This window comes from Comamonas sp. DB36 (genome assembly GCF_057914905.1).
Map to the genome: position 1 here is coordinate 1,582,452 of NZ_CP196631.1, position 19,320 is coordinate 1,601,771.

Here is a 19,320-nt window from a genome sequence, read left to right on the forward strand (position 1 = left end):
GGATTGCGTCACGCAATCTCTATATGTGCACAATGCGCCGCGGGCAGATCCAGCCAGCGCTGGGCCGCGGCCTGCAGGCTGCTGAGGCCGCCCGTGGCAAACAGCTCGATGGGCGGCGCTGACCGGGATTCGGGCGCGAGCATGCCGGCCTGGGCCAGCAGGCGGCGCACCTGGCGCGCGACGGGCGCGCCGGTGTCTATCAGCTGCACGTCGGGTCCGAGCAGCGCGCGCAGTTCGTCCTTGACGAAAAGATAGTGGGTGCAGCCCAGCACCAGCGTGTCGATCTCGCCGGTCTTCCGGCCGAAGCTGCCCAGGGCCTGCGTATGCCGGGCGCAGCGTTCCCACAGGTCGCTGCCCTGCATGTCGGCGGCCGGCGGCTGCTCGGTGGCCAGCTCGATGGCGCGCGCCAGGCCGTCGCAGGCCTGGACCGCGAAAGTCGTTTTCTGTGAGTGCTCGCTCAGCAGGCGTGCAAAGCGCGCGCTGTTCACGGTGCCGCGCGTGGCCATCACGCCCACATGGTGGGTCTGGCTGCTGAGCGAGGCCGGCTTGAGCGCGGGCTCCACGCCGATCAGCGTGAGATCGGGCATCTCGCGGCGCAGCTGTTCGACGGCTGCGGCCGTGGCCGTGTTGCAGGCAATCACCAGCGCCTTGATGTCGTATTGCGCGCGCAGGTGGCGGGCAATGGCGCTGGTGCGCTGCTGCACGAACGCTTCGTCGCGCTCGCCGTAGGGCGCATGGCCGCTGTCGGCGACATAGACCAGAGGTTCGTGCGGCAGTTCATGGCGCAGCGCCTGCAGGACGCTGAGGCCGCCTATGCCGCTGTCGAAGATGCCGATGGGAGAGGCTGCGTGAGGCATGGAAAAGGACGGGAATGCGGGCCGTAAAAATGCGGGCCGAAACGGCCCGCATCCAAGTATGCCTTGTCCAGGGCCGGCCTGCAGGATGCCGCCCCCGCAAGGGGTGCGGCCCCGGGCTCAGACCGCGCCGACGGAAATTCCCTTGAATTCACCGGTCGCGATGCGTTCCTTCCAGATCGCCGGGCCGGTGATGTGGGCGCTGGTGCCGCCGGCATCGACGGCCACGGTCACCGGCATGTCGACCACGTCGAATTCGTAGATGGCTTCCATGCCCAGATCGGCAAAGCCCACGACCTTGGCGTTCTTGATGGCCTTGGAGACCAGATAGGCGGCGCCGCCCACGGCCATCAGGTAGGCGCTCTTGTGCTGCTTGATCGCCTCGATGGCCACCGGGCCGCGCTCGGCCTTGCCGATCATGGCGATCAGGCCGGTCTGCTCCAGCATCATGTTGGTGAACGAGTCCATGCGCGTGGCCGTGGTCGGGCCGGCCGGGCCCACGGCTTCGTCGCCGACCGGGTCCACGGGGCCTACGTAATAGATCACGCGGTTGGTGAAGTCCACCGGCAGCTTTTCGCCCTTGGACAGCATGTCCTGGATGCGCTTGTGCGCGGCGTCGCGGCCGGTCAGCATCTTGCCGTTGAGCAGCAGCGTGTCGCCGGGCTTCCAGCTCGCGACTTCCTGCTTGGTCAGGTTGTTCAGGTCGACGCGCTTGCTCTTTTGCGTGTCGGGCGCCCATTCGACCTTGGGCCACAGATCCAGCGAAGGCGCGTCGAGGTAGACCGGGCCCGAGCCGTCCATCACGAAGTGGGCGTGGCGCGTGGCCGCGCAGTTGGGGATCATGGCCACGGGCTTGGAAGCCGCATGCGTGGGGTACATCTTGATCTTGACGTCGAGCACGGTCGACAGGCCGCCCAGGCCCTGGGCGCCTATGCCCAGTGCGTTGACCTTCTCGTACAACTCAAGGCGCATTTCCTCGACCTGGTCGAGCTTCTCGCCGCGCTGCGACTTGGCCTGGAGCTCATACATGTCCAGGTCTTCCATCAGGCTTTCCTTGGCCAGCAGCACGGCCTTCTCGGCGGTGCCGCCAATGCCGATGCCGATCATGCCGGGCGGGCACCAGCCCGCACCCATGGTGGGAATGGTCTTGAGCACCCAGTCGACAATGCTGTCGCCAGGGTTCATCATGATCATCTTGGACTTGTTTTCCGAGCCGCCGCCCTTGGCAGCGACGGTGATGTCGACCTTGTCGCCGGGCACGATCTGCGTGAAGATCACGGCCGGGGTGTTGTCCTTGGTGTTCTTGCGAGCGAAGTGGGGGTCTGCCACCACGGAAGCGCGCAGCGTGTTGTCGGGGTGGTTGTAGCCTTGGCGCACGCCTTCGTTGATCGCGTCCTCGATGCCGCCGGTGAAGCCTTCCCAGCGCACGTCCATGCCGATCTTGAGGAACACGTTGACGATGCCGGTGTCCTGGCAGATGGGGCGATGACCGATGGCCGACATCTTGGAGTTCGTCAGGATCTGGGCCATCGCGTCCTTGGCCGCCGGGCTCTGTTCGCGCTCGTAGGCGCGTGCCAGGTGGGCGATGTAGTCGGCGGGGTGGTAGTAGCTGATGTACTGCAGGGCGCCTGCGATCGAATCGATCAGGTCCTGCTGGCGGATCGTGGTGGTCATCGTGGGTTTCTTTGGAAAGGGAGAACAACGAACTGCGAAAGCAACCCGGGATTATCCCGCGCTTCACTGCAAACCGTGGCCATGGCCCAGCAGTCTTCTATAACACTTGCGGCCTGAATTGCGGCTCGTTCGCGTCTATGACGCATTTGTCAGAGTGGATGCAAAACAGAATGTTGAGAATAGGTATCATTCATTGATGGATTTTTTCCATTCAACCCTTATGGAGACTTGTGGATGACGCAACCGGCTACGCGACAGGAACGTGACACTTTCGGCCCCATCGAGGTCCAGGCCGACAGGCTCTGGGGGGCGCAGACCCAGCGTTCGCTGCAGAATTTCGACATATCGGGCGAGCGCCAGCCGCTGGAGCTGATCCGCGCGCTGGCCCTGGTCAAGCGCGCTTCGGCCGTGGTCAACCAGCAGTTGGGCCTGCTGGATGCGAAGAAGGCCCAGGCCATCGTTGCCGCGGCCGATGAAGTGGTCGCGGGCCAGCATGACGAGCAGTTTCCGCTGGTCGTATGGCAGACCGGCTCGGGCACGCAGAGCAACATGAACGTCAACGAGGTGCTGGCCAACCGCGCCAGCGAGCTGCTGGGCGGCGAGCGCGGCGAAGACCGGCTGGTGCATCCCAACGACGACGTCAACAAGAGCCAGTCGAGCAACGACGTGTTTCCCACGGCCATGCATGTGGCCGCGGTGCAGGCGCTGGTCGAGCGCCTGCTGCCCTCGGCGGCAAAGCTGCAGGCCACGCTGGCCGAGAAGTCCGAGGCCTTTGCCGAGATCATCAAGATCGGCCGCACGCACCTGCAGGACGCCACGCCGCTGACGCTGGGCCAGGAGTTTTCCGGCTATGTCGCGCAGCTGCGCCATGGCCAGGCCCATGTGCAGGCCGCGTTGCCGCACCTGTGCGAACTCGCGCTCGGCGGCACGGCCGTGGGCACGGGCCTGAACGCTCCCGCGGGCTATGCGGTCGCGGTCGCGGCCGAACTCGCGCGCCTCACGGGCCTGCCGTTTGTCACCGCACCCAACAAGTTCGAGGCCCTGGCCAGCGTCGATGCCCTGGTGCATGCGCATGGCGCGCTCAAGACCCTGGCCGCAAGCCTGACGAAGATCGCCAACGACGTGCGCTGGCTGGCCAGCGGTCCGCGCAGCGGCATTGGCGAGTTGAGCATCCCCGAGAACGAGCCGGGCTCGTCCATCATGCCGGGCAAGGTCAACCCGACGCAAAGCGAAGCGCTGACCATGCTTGCCGCCCAGGTCATGGGCAACGACGTGGCGATCAACATCGGCGGCGCCTCGGGCAACTTCGAGCTCAATGTGTTCCGCCCCATGGTGGCGCACAACTTCCTGCAGAGCGTGCGCCTGCTGGCCGACGGCATGCGCAGCTTCAACGACCACTGCGCCGTGGGCATCACGCCCAACGAAGACCGCATTGCCGAGCTGGTGCAGCGTTCGCTGATGCTGGTGACCGCGCTGAACCCGCATATCGGCTACGACAAGGCAGCCTATATCGCCAAGAAGGCCCACCGCGAAGGCTCGAGCCTGCGCGAAGCCGCCGTGGCCAGCGGGCATCTCACGGGCGAGCAGTTCGATGCCTGGGTCGTGCCGGCGCAGATGGTCGGCAACCTTTGAGGGCCATCCGCGCCTGAGCCTTGCCGCACGCGGGCGCGGGTGGCGACGTCTGCTAAGGTGCAGCCCTTGTTCCCGCTCCCGAGCGAAAGACTTTTTGATGGATTCTCTGTCCTTGCGCACCGCCACCGTTGTGGCGGCTGTGGCGCTGCTGGCCGGCTGCTCCGGCCTGCGCATGCCTTCTATGCCCTCACTGCCGGGCTGGATGTCCGCAGCCAAGCCTGCGGTGGTCGCGGCATCTCCCGCGGCGCCCGCCGCGGCATCAATCCTCCAGCCCACGGACCGCACCGAGACCTGGCGCGGCGTCTACCGCCAGCAGGCCGACAGCGGACGCTTCACCGAGTGCCGCGCGGGTGTCGAGATGCCCGTGGCCGCAGCGGGCGACAGCGCTCTGCTGGAGTCGGCCTATGCTTCCAGCCGGTCTGCGCCGGGGGCGCCGGTGTTTGTCGAGGTCCAGGGGCGCTGGGTGCAACGCGCGCGCGCCGACATGCCGCCTTCGGCGAACGCCACGGAACTGGCGCTGCTGGTCGAGCGCTTTGTCTCGGTATCGAGCCGAACGTCCTGTGCCGGCTGGTGAGGTGGTCAGCGCCGGCGCGCGCTGCGCTCCAGCCCCGGCAGGCCCATGTCGAAGCGCTGGTTGAGATAGTGGATCGATGACTTGTAGGCGGCATCGGCCCAGCCCGAGCGCTGCGGGTTGTAGCCGTCGCTGACCAGCGCGATGTCTTCGCCCGGCAGCGGCTGCACGGCCCAGCGGTAGATGTCGTGGTTGGTGAACTGGTTGCCCGCGCGCAGGTAATACCAGGCATCGGGCCATTCGCGGAACACGGTCTTGCTTGGCGGGCCTATGGTCACGGGGCGGGTCACGCCGTTGTTCGCGAACAGGTGGTTCAGGCCGATCGCCACTTCCTTTTCGAGCGCTTCGATCGGGCCCTGGGCCAGCCGCGCCCACAGGTTTGCGCAGTCGGACTGGTCGTTGTAGACCACGCGGATCGCGTTCTGCGCCGCCGCATAGGCTTCGAGCGGAATCTCCACCGAATTGATGCAGTGGCCCGTGGTCCAGGCGCGCCATACATGGCGGCCATTGGGCGTGACGATGCCGCGCCACCAAGGCTCGGCATACCACTGGGTGATGGTGGTCACGCGCACGCCGACCAGTGCCTGGAACTCGGGCTGGGCGCAGATTTTCTCTATCACGTCGCCGCGCAGCTGCTGCAGCGCCACCGGCGGCAAGGCCAGCACCAGCGTGCGCGCGGTCAGCGCGCGCCGCGCGGTCTTGATCAGATAGCCGGTCGGCGACTTGTCGACCGACAGCACGGGCTCGGACAGATGGATCTGCACGCCCTGGTCGCGCGCGCGCTGCTCCATGCCGCGCGTATAGGCCGACATGCCGCCCACGGGATACAGGCTCTGGCAATGGCCGCTGGGGCAGATCGCGCCGGCGTCGTTCTCTTCGTCGAGGTAGTCGAGATAGGCCTTGGCGTTGAGGTCGTACTCGTGGTCGGCGCGAAAGCGATAGGTGTCGTGCAGGAAGGCGCAGCCTTCGACGCCAATGACTTTCTCGGCATAGGCGCGCAGGTTGGGGTAGCGGTCCACATGGGCGCGTTCCGGGCCCTTGAGCAGCCGGTCGTAGAGCTGGACTTCATAGCCGCCGCGATCGCGGTCGACATCGAGGCCGGGAAACACGCGGATGAAGTCGTCGTTGTGGGTCGCATACATGCCGCGCGTGTATCCGAGCTCCTCGAGCATTTCGGGTTTCTGCAGAGCGATGCCCAGTTCCTGGGCCAACTCCACCAGCACGCTCTGGCCTTCCATGATGCGGCGCGCGCCCAGCTGTATGAACGGGCCGTCGCTGTGCTCGTCGGACGCGGGAATGTCGGACACGCGCCCGCCCAGGCGTTCGTCCTGCTCGAACAGGCAGATGCGCGGGCCGTGGCGCGCAGCCAGGCGCAGGGCCGTGTGCAGGCCCGCGACGCCGCCGCCGACAATGGCGATATCGCAATGGGCCGTGGTGTCGTCCGCGGCCAGCACAGGCTGCGTCTGGGGGGAATCCTGCGCGCTGGGGAGCGCGGTTTCGGGGCTGGCGACTTCGCCGCCCAACAAAAGATTGCTCATGCCGGACATCCTTTCCCGGGACTGCCTGCGCGCGCGGGCGCAGGGCAATCGTTCGGCTCAGTGTAGGGTGCCGACTGGCGCGGCGCCCGGCATGGCTATGTGCTGCGCGTGGTTATCGCGCAGCGGCGCGCGCCTGGTCCAGCCAGCCGTCGAAAGTCTTCTGGTGGGCCTCTATCCAGCCCGCGACATGGCGTTCGATATCGGCCGGCTTGTTCTCGCCGAGGAACATGCGGTTGTTTTCGGCGTTGATGTCGTTGATCGGCAACTGCATGATCTCGAACAGCTTGCCCGCGGCCGGGTTCTGCAGCGCCCATTGCTTGTTGGCCAGGATGTGCTGGGTGTTGGGCACGAAGCCGTAGTTCCTGCCATTGGGCAGTTGGGTGTCCTCGCTGCCCTGCGCGCCGGGTGTCGCGCTGAACGGCACTTCGAGCCACATCACGTCGGTGCCTGGCTTGAGCTGGGCGCTGACCCAGAACGGCGTCCAGGTGTAGTACAGCACGGGCTTGCCGGCCTGGTAGCGCGAGATGGTGTCGGCGATCAGCGCCGAGTAGGTCCCCTGCTGGTGCGTGACCGTGGCGCGCAGGCCGAAGGCATCGAGCTGGTGCTCGATTGCGGCTTCGCAGCCCCAGCCCGGCGTGCAGCCCGTGAGGTCGGCCTTGCCGTCGCCGTTGGCGTCGAACAGCGCGGCGAGCTTGGGATCCTTGAGCTGGCTGATCCGGGTGATGCCGTACTGGTCGGCGGTCTTCTTGTCTATCAGGTAACCCTGGATCGCGCCTTCGGCAAACGTTCCCTGGCGCGTGAGCTTGCCGTCGCCGCCGGCATTCTTGTAGAAGTCTTCATGCAACGGCACCCAGTGGTTGGCCATGAACGTGGCATCGCCGTTGGCGATCGCCAGATGGGCCGTGGGGTACTCGACTTCCTGTACAGGCTGCACGTCGTAGCCCAGCTTCTGCAGGGCCTTGACCACGACCTGGGTCTGGAAGTTTTCCTCGGCGATCGAGCTCTTGAGCGGAAAGACCTTCACGCCCTTGCCGGGCATTGGGTTGCCCGCGGTGTTCTGGGCGCTGGCCATCAGACCTAGGCTTGCCAGGCCGACCGCAAGCAGTGCGCGGCGCAGGTGGGAGAAAGAATGGGACATATGGGATTTCCTGTGTTCTGGGGAAGGCGCGCGCCGCGCGCCGCTTGCCGCGCGCGTCGGTCTTCAGGCGTTGGCGGTGGTGCCGACGGGAGCGGCTGCAGGCGCAGCGGCCTCGGTCGTGGCCGCAGGCGCGGGTGCGCGGCGGCTGCGCAGCAGCCAGCCCAGCGGGCCGCGCTGCGACCAGCGCACGCCACCGCGCTGGGGCTTGCCCATGGCCTGGGTGATGCGGTCCAGCGCAATCGCCAGCAGCACGATGCCCAGGCCGCCGACCGTTGCCAGGCCCATGTCGAGGCGGCCGATGCCGCGCAGCACCATCTGACCCAGGCCGCCTACCGCGATCATCGAGGCGATGACCACCATCGACAGCGACAGCATCAGCGCCTGGTTGATGCCGGCCATGATGGACGGCATAGCCAGCGGCAGCTGCACCTTGAACAGCATCTGCATGGGCGAGGCGCCATAGGCGCGACTGGCTTCGATCAGGTCGGGACGCACCTGGCGTATGCCGAGGTTGGTCAGGCGGATCAGCGGCGGCAGTGCGAACACGATGGTGACGATCACGCCGGGCACGTTGCCGATGCCGAACAGCATCACCACGGGAACCAGGTAGACGAAGGCCGGCGTGGTCTGCATGGCATCGAGGAAAGGACGGGTCCAGCGCTGGGCGCGGTCGCTGGCGGCCAGCGCAATGCCCACGGGCAGGCCGATCAATATGCAGAATGCCAGCGATGTCAGCACCAGCGACAGCGTGACCATGGCCTCGGGCCAGATGCCCAGCAGCGCGACCACGGCCAGCGAGACCAGCGTGCCGATGGCAATCGCCCGGCCCGCGAACTGCCAGGCCAGCAGCACCATGACGGCGATCATGACCATCGATGGCACGCTGGTCAGCAGGCTCTCAACGCCGGTGAGCGTGGCATCGATGGGCGCGCGCACCTTCTGGAAGAAAGGCCGGAAATGCGTGACCACCCATTCGAGGCCGTGGTTGATGCTGTCCTGCACCTGGGCCGAATCGGCCATCCAGTGCTGCACGTCAAGCAGCTGCGACAGCGTCGCGGGCGTATCGGCCGGCACGCTGGCGAGCGCGTCGTTGGCCAGTCGCGGTCCGTCGAGCCAGTCGGTATTGCCTGCGTCCAGCCCGCCGCTGTTGCCCAGCGTCCAGGGGTCCATGGCCAGCGCGGGATCGGCGAGCTGGGCGGCGCTGTCGACCGGGATGTCGCTCAACGGCTGGGGCATGGCCGACATGTCCATCGTGGTCGAATCGAGCGCGTCGGTGCTGACCTGGGCCAATTGCACGCTGGCGGTGGAGTGCGTTGCGCTGCTGTTCATGCGGCGCTCCCGGCTGTGGCCTGGGGCGGCGCAGGGGGGCTGGGCGGCACGGGCGGCGTGTCGCGGTCCAGGAACTTGAGCAGCATGGTCTTGCTGATCACGCCCGCGAAGCGGCCGTCGCTCTGCACCACAGGCAGCGCGCAGGGCGCGGATGCGACCTGGCCGAACAGGTTGGCGACGGGGGCATCGACCGCGATCGACGACACGTTGTCGAGGTAGGCATGCTGCAGGCCCAGCGTGCCCACATGGCCATGCAGCGCCGCGCGCAGCGAGTCGGCCGACACCGTTCCAAGATAGCGCTGGCGCGGGCTCAGCACATAGGCGAAGTCGCGGTCCGATTCCTCGATGGCGCGCAGCGCCGGGCGGCAGCCGCGGTCGCTGTGTTCATTGACGATGGTCAGCGCGCGGCGCGCGATGTCGCCGGCCTTGAACACCGCCGCCGCATCGACGCCGCGGATGAAGTGGCGCACATAGTCGTTGGCGGGATTGCGCAGGATGTCGTCGGGTGTGCCGACCTGTATCACCTGGCCGTCCTTCATGATCGCGATGCGGTCGCCGATGCGCATGGCTTCGTCGAGGTCGTGCGAAATGAAGATGATGGTGCGGCGCTTGACTTCCTGCAGGCGCAGCAGCTCGGACTGCATCTCCGTGCGGATGATGGGGTCGAGCGCGGAAAAGGCTTCGTCCATCAGTAGGATGGACGGGTCGGAGGCCAGCGCCCGGGCCAGGCCCACGCGCTGCTGCATGCCGCCCGACAGTTCGTCGGGGTAGCTCGCGCCCCAGCCTGCGAGGCCCACCTGCTCCAGCGCGGCCTGGGCCAGCGCCTGGCGCTCGGCGCGGTCCACGCCCGCGAGCTCCAGCCCGAAGGCCGTGTTGTCGAGCACATTCACATGGGGCAGCAGCGCGAACGACTGGAACACCATGGAGATGTCCTTGCGGCGCAGCGCGCGCAAGTCCTTGGGGCTCAATGCGCCGATGTCGGCGCCGTCGACCAGGATGCGGCCGGACGTGGGCTCGATCAGGCGGTTGAGCATGCGCACCAGCGTGGACTTGCCCGAGCCCGACAGGCCCATGATGACGAAGATTTCGCCGGCTTCGATCTGGAAATCGGCGTCGAACACGCCTATCGATTGGCCGGTACGCGCCAGGATGTCCGATTTGCTCAGACCCTGCTGGACCAGCGCCAGCGCTTCCTGCGGCGCATCGCCGAAGACCTTGAAAACATGCTCGATGGTGATCTGTTTGGCCACTGTTTCGCTCTCCCTTTTATTGGATTGAATACAGTCCAGCGCTTGTGAAAGGCTGGCGTGCAAGGCCGAAGGCAGAACCTGATGCAAGGGTCGCCGGGATCCCGCGACGGGACCGGCGGCGACCGGAAATGCGTATGGACAACGCAGGCTCGAATGGTGCCGCGAGGGGCACGCAAGAGCCAGGCAAGACGCCAGCGCGCGACATGGTGGAAAACCTGTCTGCCGGCTGGCGATCCAGGGCGCGGCGAAAGCCGCGCAACTGGGCATCAGGACCGCGATCGGCCCGATGACGGGGCTGCCGAGGCAACGCCGCCTGAAGTGGATCGAAGCGTGAAAACGCTTGGATTACCTGCATGGCAGGTTGTAAATAAGCGTTCAATTCTATTAATTGAGTGCTTTTGTGTCAACAAATGGTTATTTTTGACTGTGTTATCACGCGCGCGTTTTTTGCGCGCCAGGCGAAAAAAAACCCGCGCCGCGGATTGCGGGGCGGGTTCTGCGGGCGCGTGGCGCGCGGCTTTCAGTGGCTGCGTGCGGGGCTGCGCAGCAGGCGGTCGGTGTAGGCGATGGCCAATGCGCTCAGCAGGAAGGCGATATGGATCGCGGTCTGCGCAATCAGCACCTTGGAGTCGTAGTTGGCGGCGTTGATGAAGGTCTTGAGCAGATGGATGGAGCTGATGCCGATGATGGACAGGCCCAGCTTGACCTTGAGCACGGTCGCGTCCACGTGGCTCAGCCATTCGGGCTGATCGGGATGGCCTTCGATGTTGAGCCGGCTGACGAAGGTCTCGTAGCCGCCGATGATCACCATGATCAGCAGGTTGGAGATCATCACCACGTCGATCAGCGCCAGCACGACCAGCATGATGATCGTTTCGTTGAGGCTGGTCAGCGGGGCGTCGGGCTTGTAGCCGATGCTGGTGACCAGCGCCTGCAGCGCGGTCTGGCTGCCGAATGCGGCCTCCACAAGGTGCAACAGCTCGAGCAGGAAATGCCAGACATAGACGCCTTGCGCGAGGATCAAGCCGAGGTACAGCGGAACCTGCAGCCAGCGGCTGGCGAAGATGAAGGTGGCCAGCGGGTTCATTTTGGCAGCCGCTGGCTTGCCGGAGGGTGTGGGGGTGTCCATGGGGTGTGGGGGCGAGAAATAGGGTGCGCGATTGTATCGGTGCGCGATGACGGCGGCATTACTGAGGGGTTGAACGCCATGCTTGACCACGGCGCACGGTTTTGCGCCGACCAGTCAGTGACGTGTAAGACCCGCGGGCGACAGTCGCGGCACAATGCAAAAGTTAGCCAAGGAGACAGAAATATCATGAGTGCGTCGTCATCTGCGATCGAATCCGTGCTGGTTGAAAACCGCGTCTTTCCCCCGCCTGCGGCCTTTGCCCAGTCGGCCCGCATTTCGGGCATGCCCGCCTACGAGGCGCTGTGCGCCGAAGCCGAAGCGGACTACGAAGGCTTCTGGTCGCGGCTGGCGCGCGAGCATCTTGATTGGAGCCGGCCGTTCAGCCAGACGCTCGATACCTCCAATGCGCCGTTCTACCGCTGGTTTGCCGACGGCGAACTCAATGCCAGCGCCAACTGCCTGGACCGCCACATGGGCACGGCCGTCGAGCACAAGACGGCGATCATCTTCGAAGCCGACGACGGCGCTGTGACGCGCGTCAGCTACCGCGAGCTGCTCGAGCGCGTGAGCCAGTTCGCCAATGCGCTCAAGGCCCAGGGCGTGCAAAAGGGCGATCGCGTGCTGATCTACATGCCGATGACCATCGAAGGCGTGGTCGCGATGCAGGCCTGCGCGCGCATAGGCGCGACGCACAGCGTGGTGTTTGGCGGCTTCTCTGCCAAGGCCGTGCAGGAGCGCATCATCGATGCCGGCGCCGTGGTGGTGATCACCGCCAACTACCAGTTGCGCGGCGGCAAGGAGCTGCCGCTCAAGGCCATCGTCGACGACGCACTGGCCTCGGGCGAATGCACCAGCGTGCGCCAGGTGCTGGTCTACGAACGCACGGCCACGCCCTGCGCCATGCAGCCCGGCCGCGACAAGACGTTTGCCGAAGCACTGGCCGGCCAGTCCAAGGAATGCGCTGCCGTGGCAGTCGGCGCCGAACATCCGCTGTTCATCCTCTACACCAGCGGCTCCACGGGCAAGCCCAAGGGCGTGCAGCACAGCACCGGCGGCTATGCGCTGTGGGCCAAGCTGACCATGGACTGGACTTTCGACCTGCGCCCCGACGACGTGTTCTGGTGCACGGCCGACATCGGCTGGATCACGGGTCACACCTATGTCGCCTACGGCCCGCTGGCGGCCGGCGCGACGCAGATCGTGTTCGAAGGCGTGCCCACCTTCCCCGACGCGGGCCGCTTCTGGCAGATGATAGAGCGCCACCGCTGCTCCATCTTCTACACCGCGCCCACGGCCATACGCTCGCTGATCAAGGCCGCCGAAGCCGATGCCGCGGTGCACCCGGATCGCAGCGATCTGTCGAGCCTGCGCCTGCTGGGCAGCGTGGGCGAGCCCATCAACCCCGAAGCCTGGATGTGGTACCACCGCCATGTGGGCGGCGAGCGCTGCCCCATTGTCGACACCTTCTGGCAGACCGAGACCGGCGGCCATGTGATCACGCCGCTGCCGGGCGCCACGCCGCTGGTGCCGGGCTCGTGCACCCTGCCGCTGCCGGGCATCACTGCGGCCATCGTCGACGAACTGGGCAACGACATTCCCGACGGCACGGGCGGCATCCTGGTCATCAAGCGCCCCTGGCCCAGCATGATCCGCAACATCTGGAACGACCCCGAGCGTTTCAAGAAAAGCTATTTCCCCGAGGAGCTCAAGGGCTACTACCTCGCGGGCGACGGCGCGGTGCGCAGCAGCGACCGCGGCTATTTCCGCATCACGGGCCGCATCGACGACGTGCTCAATGTCTCGGGCCACCGCATGGGCACGATGGAAATCGAATCGGCCCTGGTCTCCAAGACCGATCTCGTGGCCGAAGCGGCCGTTGTCGGGCGCCCCGACGATGTGACCGGCGAAGCGATCTGCGCCTTTGTCGTGCTCAAGCGCGGCCGGCCCACGGGCGAGGAGGCCAAGCAGATCGCCAAGGAACTGCGCGACTGGGTGGCGAAGGAAATCGGCCCGATCGCCAAGCCCAAGGAAATCCGCTTCGGCGACAACCTGCCCAAGACGCGCAGCGGCAAGATCATGCGCCGCCTGCTGCGCGCCCTGGCCAAGGGCGAGGCGATCACGCAGGACACCAGCACGCTGGAGAACCCCGCAATCCTCGAGCAGCTGTCCAAGCCCAACTGACGGCGTGTCAGCCGGGCGCGCGCCGAGTGCGCCCGGCTTGGCCGCTCTGGTGTAGGACAGTTTCGTTCTTGTCACGGCGGCTGCGCATGCCGGCTGCGCATGGGGTAAAAACGCGGGGTGCCAGCTGCCCTGTCCTTGGCGGCGCGCTGATCAAGGAGAACAACAACCCATGCATTTCCGAACGCTTTTACTGGCCATCATCGTGCTGGCCATCGCCGCGCTGGCGGCGCTCAACTGGCCCGCGCTGTCGGCCATCTCCACCGTCGAGCTCGGCGTGACCACAGTGCAGGCGCCGCTGGGCGTGATCATGCTGGGGCTCACGGTGCTGCTGGCGATCTTCTTCATCGCCTATGTGCTGTCGCTGCAGACTTCGGTGCTGCTGGAAACGCGCCGCCACACCAAGGAGCTGCAGGCCCAGCGCGAACTCGCCGACAAGGCCGAGGCTTCGCGCTTCACGGAACTGCGTGCCGTGCTTGAAACCCAGCATCTGCAGGGCCAGACCGCGGTGCTCGAGCGCCTGGAAACGCTGGATGCCCGCGCCGAGGCCCGCTCGCGTGAGCTGGAAAACAGCACGGCCGCCTATCTGGGCCAGCTTGAGCAGCAGTTGCGCGACCGCCCGCCGATAGACCGCGGCTTCGTGCCCGCGGCGCGCGAATTTCCATAAGCGCCCGAAGCGCTTGCGCCGCAAAAAAGCCGCCTGCGAGGGCGGCTTTTTGCATGGTTGGCGCAGGTGTCTTACTTCTGCTGCAGTACCCAGGCTGCCAGCGCCTTGGATTCGGCATCGTTGACCGCAGGGTTGGCGGGCATGGGCAGCGGGCCCCAGACGCCGCCGCCGCCCTTGAGGATCTTGGCCGCGAGCTTGTCGGTCGCGTCCTTCTGGCTCGCGTATTTGGCCGCCACATCCTTGAACGAAGGACCGACCAGCTTCTTGTCGACGGCGTGGCAGGCCATGCAGTTCTTCGACTTGGCCAGGGCCAGGTCGGCCATGGCCGGGGCAGCGGCGCTCAGGGCCAGGGCGAGAGTGATCAGTGTGCGCTTCATCGTAAACTTTCGGCTGGTGTTTTGTTCTGCAGGAAATTGTAGTGGTGCGTGCCGGTGCACGCGGACCGCGGGTTTCTTCGGCCTGGAGTCTTCTATGTGGATGCTGTTGATTGCGCTGTTGCTGACCTTGCTCAAATACCTCGAGGTCGGGCCGCTGGCCGAGCTGTCCTGGTGGTGGCTGCTGGTGCCCTATGGTCTCACGGCGGCCTGGTGGAGCTATGCCGATGCGTCCGGCCTGACCAAGCGCCGCGCGGTCGATCAGGAGGAGGCGCGGCGCCTCAAGCGCATAGACAGGCAAAAGCAGGCGCTGGGCACGCGCCGACCGCCGCGCTGAGCTGACCCTGCGGGCAGCAGCATGGGGTCAGGTGCGACATAATTGCCACCATCCCACGAGCTTTCCCGCAACCCTTTCTCATACTCACCATGCCCGCATACCGTTCCAAGACTTCCACTGCCGGCCGCAACATGGCTGGTGCGCGCTCCCTGTGGCGTGCCACCGGCATGAAGGACGAAGATTTCAGCAAGCCCATCATCGCCATTGCCAATTCCTTCACCCAGTTCGTGCCCGGCCACGTGCATCTGAAGGACCTGGGCCAGCTGGTGGCGCGCGAGATCGAGCGGGCGGGCGGCGTCGCCAAGGAATTCAACACCATCGCAGTCGATGACGGCATTGCCATGGGCCACGACGGCATGCTGTATTCGCTGCCCAGCCGCGACATCATTGCCGACTCGGTCGAATACATGGTCAATGCCCACTGCGCCGACGCGCTGGTGTGCATCTCCAACTGCGACAAGATCACCCCCGGCATGCTGATGGCCGCGATGCGGCTGAACATTCCCGTGATCTTCGTGTCGGGCGGTCCGATGGAAGCCGGCAAGGTCAAGCTGGCCAACCCCACGACGCACAAGATCGAATTCAAGAAGCTCGACCTGGTCGACGCCATGGTGATGGCCGCCGACGACCAGTACACCGACGAACAGGTCGCCGAAGTCGAACGCTCGGCCTGTCCCACCTGCGGTTCGTGCTCGGGCATGTTCACCGCCAATTCGATGAACTGCCTGACCGAAGCCCTGGGCCTGTCGCTGCCGGGCAACGGCACGGTGCTGGCCACGCATTCGGACCGCGAACAGCTGTTCCTGCGCGCCGGCCGGACCATCGTGGAACTCGCCAAGCGCTATTACGAAGGCGACGACGAATCGGCGCTGCCGCGCTCGGTGGGCAAGAAGGCCTTCGAGAACGCGATCACGCTGGACATCGCCATGGGCGGCTCGACCAACACCATCCTGCACCTGCTGGCAATTGCCCAGGAAGCCGAGATCGACTTCGGCATGGCCGACATCGACCGCATGTCGCGCACCGTGCCCCAGCTGTGCAAGGTCGCGCCCAACACCAACAAGTACCACATCGAAGACGTGCACCGTGCGGGCGGCATCATGGCCATCCTGGGTGAACTCGACCGCGCGGGCCGGCTGCACACCGATGTGCCCACGGTCTACGGCGGCACGCTCAAGGATGCGCTCGACGAGTGGGACATCGCACGCGCGCCCAGCGAAGCCGTGCAGACGTTCTACAAGGCCGGCCCTGCGGGCATTCCCACGCAGACGGCGTTCAGCCAGAGCACGCGCTGGCCCAGCCTGGACACCGATCGCGCCGAAGGCTGCATCCGTTCGGTGGAACACGCGTTCTCGCTTGAAGGCGGCCTGGCCGTGCTCACGGGCAACATTGCCGTCGACGGCTGCGTGGTCAAGACCGCGGGCGTCGATGACACGCTGCTGGTGTTCGAAGGCCGCGCCCATGTGACCGAGTCGCAGGACGAAGCCGTGGAAAACATCCTGGCCGACAAGGTCCAGGCCGGCGACATCGTGATCGTGCGCTACGAAGGCCCCAAGGGCGGCCCGGGCATGCAGGAAATGCTCTACCCCACGAGCTACATCAAGTCCAAGGGCCTGGGCAAGGCCTGCGCGCTGCTGACCGACGGGCGCTTTTCGGGCGGCACTTCGGGTCTGTCCATAGGCCACTGCTCGCCCGAAGCCGCGGCCGGTGGCGCGATCGGCCTGGTGCAGGACGGCGACCGCATCCTGATCGACATCCCCAACCGCACGATCAACGTGCTGGTCAGCGATGCAGAGCTGGCGCTGCGCCGCGAGGCCCAGAACGCCAAGGGCTGGAAGCCCGCCAAGCCGCGTCCGCGCAAGGTCTCGGCCGCGCTCAAGGCCTATGCCAAGCTGGTGATGTCGGCCGACAAGGGCGCGGTGCGGGATCTGTCCTTGCTGGATTGAACTGTGCAAGACCGTTTGTCCTGAGTCGTCAGGATGAACGGTCTGAGCCTGGATCATGAGGGCTGGGCGTTCGTGGCTCACCACGAACGGCGCTCGCGGGTCTTGGCACTTCGTTCGTCCTGAGCCCGCCTCGTCGGCCGCGTCGAAGGATGAACGGCCTGTGCTCATGGCAACTGGCATGGCGGTGCCATTTGGCGCAAGCCCTGTCACCCCACTTTCACAGCCACCGCCCCGGTCTGCGGCACAATCAGTGAATGCTGATCTACCCCCAAATCGACCCCATCGCGCTGCAGCTCGGCCCGATTGCCGTGCACTGGTACGGCCTTACCTATCTGGCCGCTTTCGGCCTGTTCATGTTGCTGGGCATCAAGCGCCTGCGCCATCCGCCGTTCGCGCGGCTCACGGGCGAGCAGGCCTGGACGCGCAAGGACGTGGAGGACATCCTGTTCCTGGGCGTGGTCGGGGTGGTGATCGGCGGGCGCCTGGGTTACTGCCTGTTCTACAAGCCTTCTTATTACCTGTCGCACCCGCTCGAAGTGTTTGCGGTCTGGCAGGGCGGAATGGCGTTTCACGGCGGCCTGCTGGGCGTGATCGGCGCCATGCTGTGGTTTGCGCATTCGCGTCGCCGCCCCTGGCTGCAGGTCGCCGACTTTGTCGCGCCCTGCGTGCCCACGGGCCTGGCGGCCGGGCGCATAGGCAACTTCATCAACGGCGAGCTCTGGGGCCGGTTCTCCAGCCCTGATCTGCCCTGGGGCATGGTCTTTGCGCAAAGCGGCTCCATGCAGCCGCGCCACCCCTCGCAGATCTACCAGTTCCTGCTGGAAGGCCTGCTGCTGTTCGTGCTGCTGTGGCTTTATGCGCGCAAGGAGCATCGCCAGGGCCAGGTGGCCGCGGCCTTCCTGTTCGGCTACGGCCTGCTGCGTTTCATTGCGGAATATTTCCGCGAGCCCGACGACTACCTGGGCCTGCTGTCCATGGGCTTGAGCATGGGCCAGTGGCTGTGTCTGCCGATGATGGCCGCAGGCGTGGGCCTGTGGCTCTGGGCCCAGCGCCAGCCGCAGCGCAGCGTCGCCTGATTGGGTGTCGCCGATGCGACATGTAAAAACTCTGCGCGGCTGAAGTCACCAGGGCAGGGCAACCCATAATGGTGACAAGGGCATGAGCATGGCATCCTGCCCTGGTTGTCATAAGGACCTGCTGCATGAATCTGGCATCGGAATGGATTACGCGCGGCGTGTCTAAGCTGCGTACGTCGGAGTCGGCCGAAAAGGCGCAAGCGCCGGCCGAAGAAAGCAAGCCCGCGGCCAAGGCGCCGTCGGTGCGCACCACCCATGAGCGCCTCAAGGCGACATTGCGCCGCGGCGCGGAAGCGCTGGCGCCGCGCGTGCTGCGCCGGCTCATGGAAGACCTGCAGGCGGCTTCTGCCGAGCAGGTCAGCGAAGTCGAAGGCGGGCGCCGCGCCAAGGATGTGATCGACTGGTATGCGGCGGCCGCGCCCGCCGAGCGCCAGGATCTGTGGTTGCTGGTCTGCGAGCAGTTCGGCCCCGACGCCGAACGCCTGCAGCGCGCGCGCCAGCACTATGACGAGGCCGATTCCGAAATCGAGCGCGGTCAGGCCGAGATCGCGCTGCGGCGCGCGCTGTCGTCGGCGCGCACGCGGCTGCTGCAGCGCTTTGCCGTGCCCGCGGGCGGAATGCGCTTTCTGCTCGACCTGCGCTCGGAGCTGCTGGCGCTGCCCAAATCCGACAAGCGTTTCGCGGCGCTGGACGCCGAACTCGAGCACCTGTTCTCGACCTGGTTCGATGTGGCGTTTCTCGAACTGCAGCGGCTCAGCTGGGACTCGCCCGCGTCGCTGCTCGAGAAGCTGATCCAGTACGAGGCGGTGCACGACATCCGCAGCTGGACCGATCTGAAGAACCGGCTCGACAGCGACCGCCGCTGCTATGGCTTCTTCCATCCCCGCCTGCCGGGCGAGCCGCTGATCTTCGTCGAGGTCGCGCTGGTCGACGACATCTCGGACAGCATCACGCCGCTGCTCGACGAAAGCGCGGCCACGGCCGACATCAGCCGCGCCAGCACGGCGATCTTCTATTCGATCAGCAACACCCAGACCGGCCTGCGCGGCGTGAGCTTCGGCGACTCGCTGATCAAGCATGTGGCGCAGACGCTGAGCGCCGAATTTCCGCGGCTGCGCACCTTTGCCACGCTGTCGCCGATTCCGGGCTTTCGCAGCTGGCTGGCGAAGAACGGCACGCCGCTGCTGGCGCGCATGAGCGACAAGCCGCGCGGCGAACTCGCGCGCGCGCTGGGCCTGGCGCCCAAGGCCGAGCTCGATGCCGCGCTGCTGCTCGAAGCCGCCGAAAAGGCCGCACAGCTGCCGCAGAACTCGCCCGTGCGGCGCGCGCTGCTGTGGTGCGCCGCGCACTACCTGGGCAAGGAAAGCAACAACGGCAAGCCGCTCGATCCGGTGGCGCGTTTTCACCTGGGCAACGGCGCGCGCGTGGAGCGCCTGAACTGGGGGGGAGACCCTTCTGCCAAGGGAGCCAAGCAGTCGTTCGGGCTCATGGTCAATTACCTCTACGACCTCAAGAAGATCGACAAACATCGAGGCCTGCTGGCGCAGGGCCGGATGCCGGTGTCTCGCGACATCGAAAGCCTGATCAAGGGCTGAGCAGGGGCGGCGCGCAGCGCCACCCCTGCGGG

The 19,320-nt window shown here is 66.1% G+C and carries 16 protein-coding genes; 8 read left to right on the plus strand and 8 right to left on the minus strand.

The annotated features are described in order from the left end of the window. Positions 1 to 8: 8 nt before the first annotated feature. Positions 9 to 857 carry a glutamate racemase gene (murI, locus tag ACSVDO_RS07535; RefSeq protein WP_489595661.1) on the minus strand — a complete coding sequence of 283 codons (849 nt, stop codon included), beginning with the start codon at positions 855 to 857 and terminating at the stop codon, positions 9 to 11. 117 nt (positions 858 to 974) lie between these two features. Continuing rightward, positions 975 to 2,528, minus strand: coding sequence for a fumarate hydratase (locus ACSVDO_RS07540; RefSeq protein ID WP_332534416.1), 1,554 nt, complete (start codon positions 2,526 to 2,528; stop codon positions 975 to 977). Between the two features lie 234 nt (positions 2,529 to 2,762). Between ACSVDO_RS07540 and fumC the strand changes: the two genes are divergently transcribed. Beyond that, the gene (gene fumC, locus ACSVDO_RS07545; protein WP_332534414.1) at positions 2,763 to 4,160 is read left to right on the plus strand and encodes a class II fumarate hydratase; all 1,398 of its coding nucleotides are present in this window, start codon (positions 2,763 to 2,765) and stop codon (positions 4,158 to 4,160) included. A gap of 97 nt (positions 4,161 to 4,257) precedes the next feature. Further along, positions 4,258 to 4,734: a hypothetical protein gene (locus ACSVDO_RS07550; RefSeq protein WP_489595664.1), complete on the plus strand. Its 477-nt coding sequence runs from the start codon at positions 4,258 to 4,260 to the stop codon at positions 4,732 to 4,734. A 5-nt stretch (positions 4,735 to 4,739) separates the two neighbouring features. On the opposite strand, the gene ACSVDO_RS07555 is transcribed toward ACSVDO_RS07550, so the two are convergent. The 5 genes from ACSVDO_RS07555 to ACSVDO_RS07575 all read right to left on the minus strand — a co-directional run bounded on the left by ACSVDO_RS07555 (position 4,740) and on the right by ACSVDO_RS07575 (position 11,115). Next, positions 4,740 to 6,269 (minus strand): FAD-dependent oxidoreductase, encoded by a 1,530-nt coding sequence (locus ACSVDO_RS07555; RefSeq protein ID WP_489595665.1) that lies wholly within the window; start codon positions 6,267 to 6,269, stop codon positions 4,740 to 4,742. A gap of 112 nt (positions 6,270 to 6,381) precedes the next feature. Next, positions 6,382 to 7,407 (minus strand): glycine betaine/L-proline ABC transporter substrate-binding protein ProX, encoded by a 1,026-nt coding sequence (gene proX / locus ACSVDO_RS07560; RefSeq protein WP_489595667.1) that lies wholly within the window; start codon positions 7,405 to 7,407, stop codon positions 6,382 to 6,384. Between the two features lie 63 nt (positions 7,408 to 7,470). Next, positions 7,471 to 8,736, minus strand: coding sequence for a glycine betaine/L-proline ABC transporter permease ProW (gene proW, locus ACSVDO_RS07565; RefSeq protein WP_489595669.1), 1,266 nt, complete (start codon positions 8,734 to 8,736; stop codon positions 7,471 to 7,473). Further along, positions 8,733 to 9,986: a glycine betaine/L-proline ABC transporter ATP-binding protein ProV gene (gene proV, locus ACSVDO_RS07570; protein WP_489595671.1), complete on the minus strand. Its 1,254-nt coding sequence runs from the start codon at positions 9,984 to 9,986 to the stop codon at positions 8,733 to 8,735. The genes proW and proV overlap by 4 nt, the downstream gene beginning before the upstream one ends. A gap of 520 nt (positions 9,987 to 10,506) precedes the next feature. Next, positions 10,507 to 11,115, minus strand: coding sequence for a TIGR00645 family protein (locus ACSVDO_RS07575; RefSeq protein WP_489595672.1), 609 nt, complete (start codon positions 11,113 to 11,115; stop codon positions 10,507 to 10,509). Between the two features lie 186 nt (positions 11,116 to 11,301). Here ACSVDO_RS07575 and acs point away from each other — a divergent pair, with 186 nt between their 5' ends. Both acs and ACSVDO_RS07585 read left to right on the plus strand, forming a co-directional pair. Next, the gene (acs, locus tag ACSVDO_RS07580; RefSeq protein WP_332549364.1) at positions 11,302 to 13,296 is read left to right on the plus strand and encodes an acetate--CoA ligase; all 1,995 of its coding nucleotides are present in this window, start codon (positions 11,302 to 11,304) and stop codon (positions 13,294 to 13,296) included. Positions 13,297 to 13,465: 169 nt separating this feature from the next. After that, complete coding sequence (locus ACSVDO_RS07585) at positions 13,466 to 13,960, plus strand: LapA family protein (protein WP_332534403.1); 495 nt, start codon at positions 13,466 to 13,468, stop codon at positions 13,958 to 13,960. Positions 13,961 to 14,031: 71 nt separating this feature from the next. Here the strand turns inward: ACSVDO_RS07585 and ACSVDO_RS07590 are convergent, their stop codons facing one another. After that, positions 14,032 to 14,337 carry a c-type cytochrome gene (locus ACSVDO_RS07590; protein WP_332534402.1) on the minus strand — a complete coding sequence of 102 codons (306 nt, stop codon included), beginning with the start codon at positions 14,335 to 14,337 and terminating at the stop codon, positions 14,032 to 14,034. A gap of 94 nt (positions 14,338 to 14,431) precedes the next feature. On the opposite strand from ACSVDO_RS07590, the gene ACSVDO_RS07595 reads away from it, so the two are divergent. From ACSVDO_RS07595 to ACSVDO_RS07610, 4 genes are all read left to right on the plus strand, one after another. Next, a complete protein-coding gene (locus ACSVDO_RS07595) occupies positions 14,432 to 14,671 on the plus strand; it encodes a TIGR04438 family Trp-rich protein (protein ID WP_332534400.1) in 240 nt (79 codons plus the stop codon). 89 nt (positions 14,672 to 14,760) lie between these two features. Beyond that, positions 14,761 to 16,617 (plus strand): dihydroxy-acid dehydratase, encoded by a 1,857-nt coding sequence (gene ilvD / locus ACSVDO_RS07600; protein WP_489595674.1) that lies wholly within the window; start codon positions 14,761 to 14,763, stop codon positions 16,615 to 16,617. Between the two features lie 254 nt (positions 16,618 to 16,871). Next, positions 16,872 to 17,693 (plus strand): prolipoprotein diacylglyceryl transferase, encoded by an 822-nt coding sequence (lgt, locus tag ACSVDO_RS07605; protein ID WP_332534397.1) that lies wholly within the window; start codon positions 16,872 to 16,874, stop codon positions 17,691 to 17,693. Positions 17,694 to 17,818: 125 nt separating this feature from the next. Then, the gene (locus ACSVDO_RS07610; RefSeq protein ID WP_332534395.1) at positions 17,819 to 19,288 is read left to right on the plus strand and encodes a malonyl-CoA decarboxylase; all 1,470 of its coding nucleotides are present in this window, start codon (positions 17,819 to 17,821) and stop codon (positions 19,286 to 19,288) included. Positions 19,289 to 19,320: the final 32 nt, after the last annotated feature.

What these genes read in the sequence shown, in the direction of transcription:
- murI (WP_489595661.1), bottom strand. Translation starts at nt 857, where the DNA reads ATGCCTCACGCAGCCTCTCCCATCGGCATCTTCGACAGCGGCATAGGC.
- ACSVDO_RS07540 (WP_332534416.1), bottom strand. Translation starts at nt 2,528, where the DNA reads ATGACCACCACGATCCGCCAGCAGGACCTGATCGATTCGATCGCAGGC.
- fumC (WP_332534414.1), top strand. Translation starts at nt 2,763, where the DNA reads ATGACGCAACCGGCTACGCGACAGGAACGTGACACTTTCGGCCCCATC.
- ACSVDO_RS07550 (WP_489595664.1), top strand. Translation starts at nt 4,258, where the DNA reads ATGGATTCTCTGTCCTTGCGCACCGCCACCGTTGTGGCGGCTGTGGCG.
- ACSVDO_RS07555 (WP_489595665.1), bottom strand. Translation starts at nt 6,269, where the DNA reads ATGAGCAATCTTTTGTTGGGCGGCGAAGTCGCCAGCCCCGAAACCGCG.
- proX (WP_489595667.1), bottom strand. Translation starts at nt 7,407, where the DNA reads ATGTCCCATTCTTTCTCCCACCTGCGCCGCGCACTGCTTGCGGTCGGC.
- proW (WP_489595669.1), bottom strand. Translation starts at nt 8,736, where the DNA reads ATGAACAGCAGCGCAACGCACTCCACCGCCAGCGTGCAATTGGCCCAG.
- ACSVDO_RS07575 (WP_489595672.1), bottom strand. Translation starts at nt 11,115, where the DNA reads ATGGACACCCCCACACCCTCCGGCAAGCCAGCGGCTGCCAAAATGAAC.
- acs (WP_332549364.1), top strand. Translation starts at nt 11,302, where the DNA reads ATGAGTGCGTCGTCATCTGCGATCGAATCCGTGCTGGTTGAAAACCGC.
- ACSVDO_RS07585 (WP_332534403.1), top strand. Translation starts at nt 13,466, where the DNA reads ATGCATTTCCGAACGCTTTTACTGGCCATCATCGTGCTGGCCATCGCC.
- ACSVDO_RS07590 (WP_332534402.1), bottom strand. Translation starts at nt 14,337, where the DNA reads ATGAAGCGCACACTGATCACTCTCGCCCTGGCCCTGAGCGCCGCTGCC.
- ACSVDO_RS07595 (WP_332534400.1), top strand. Translation starts at nt 14,432, where the DNA reads ATGTGGATGCTGTTGATTGCGCTGTTGCTGACCTTGCTCAAATACCTC.
- ilvD (WP_489595674.1), top strand. Translation starts at nt 14,761, where the DNA reads ATGCCCGCATACCGTTCCAAGACTTCCACTGCCGGCCGCAACATGGCT.
- lgt (WP_332534397.1), top strand. Translation starts at nt 16,872, where the DNA reads ATGCTGATCTACCCCCAAATCGACCCCATCGCGCTGCAGCTCGGCCCG.
- ACSVDO_RS07610 (WP_332534395.1), top strand. Translation starts at nt 17,819, where the DNA reads ATGAATCTGGCATCGGAATGGATTACGCGCGGCGTGTCTAAGCTGCGT.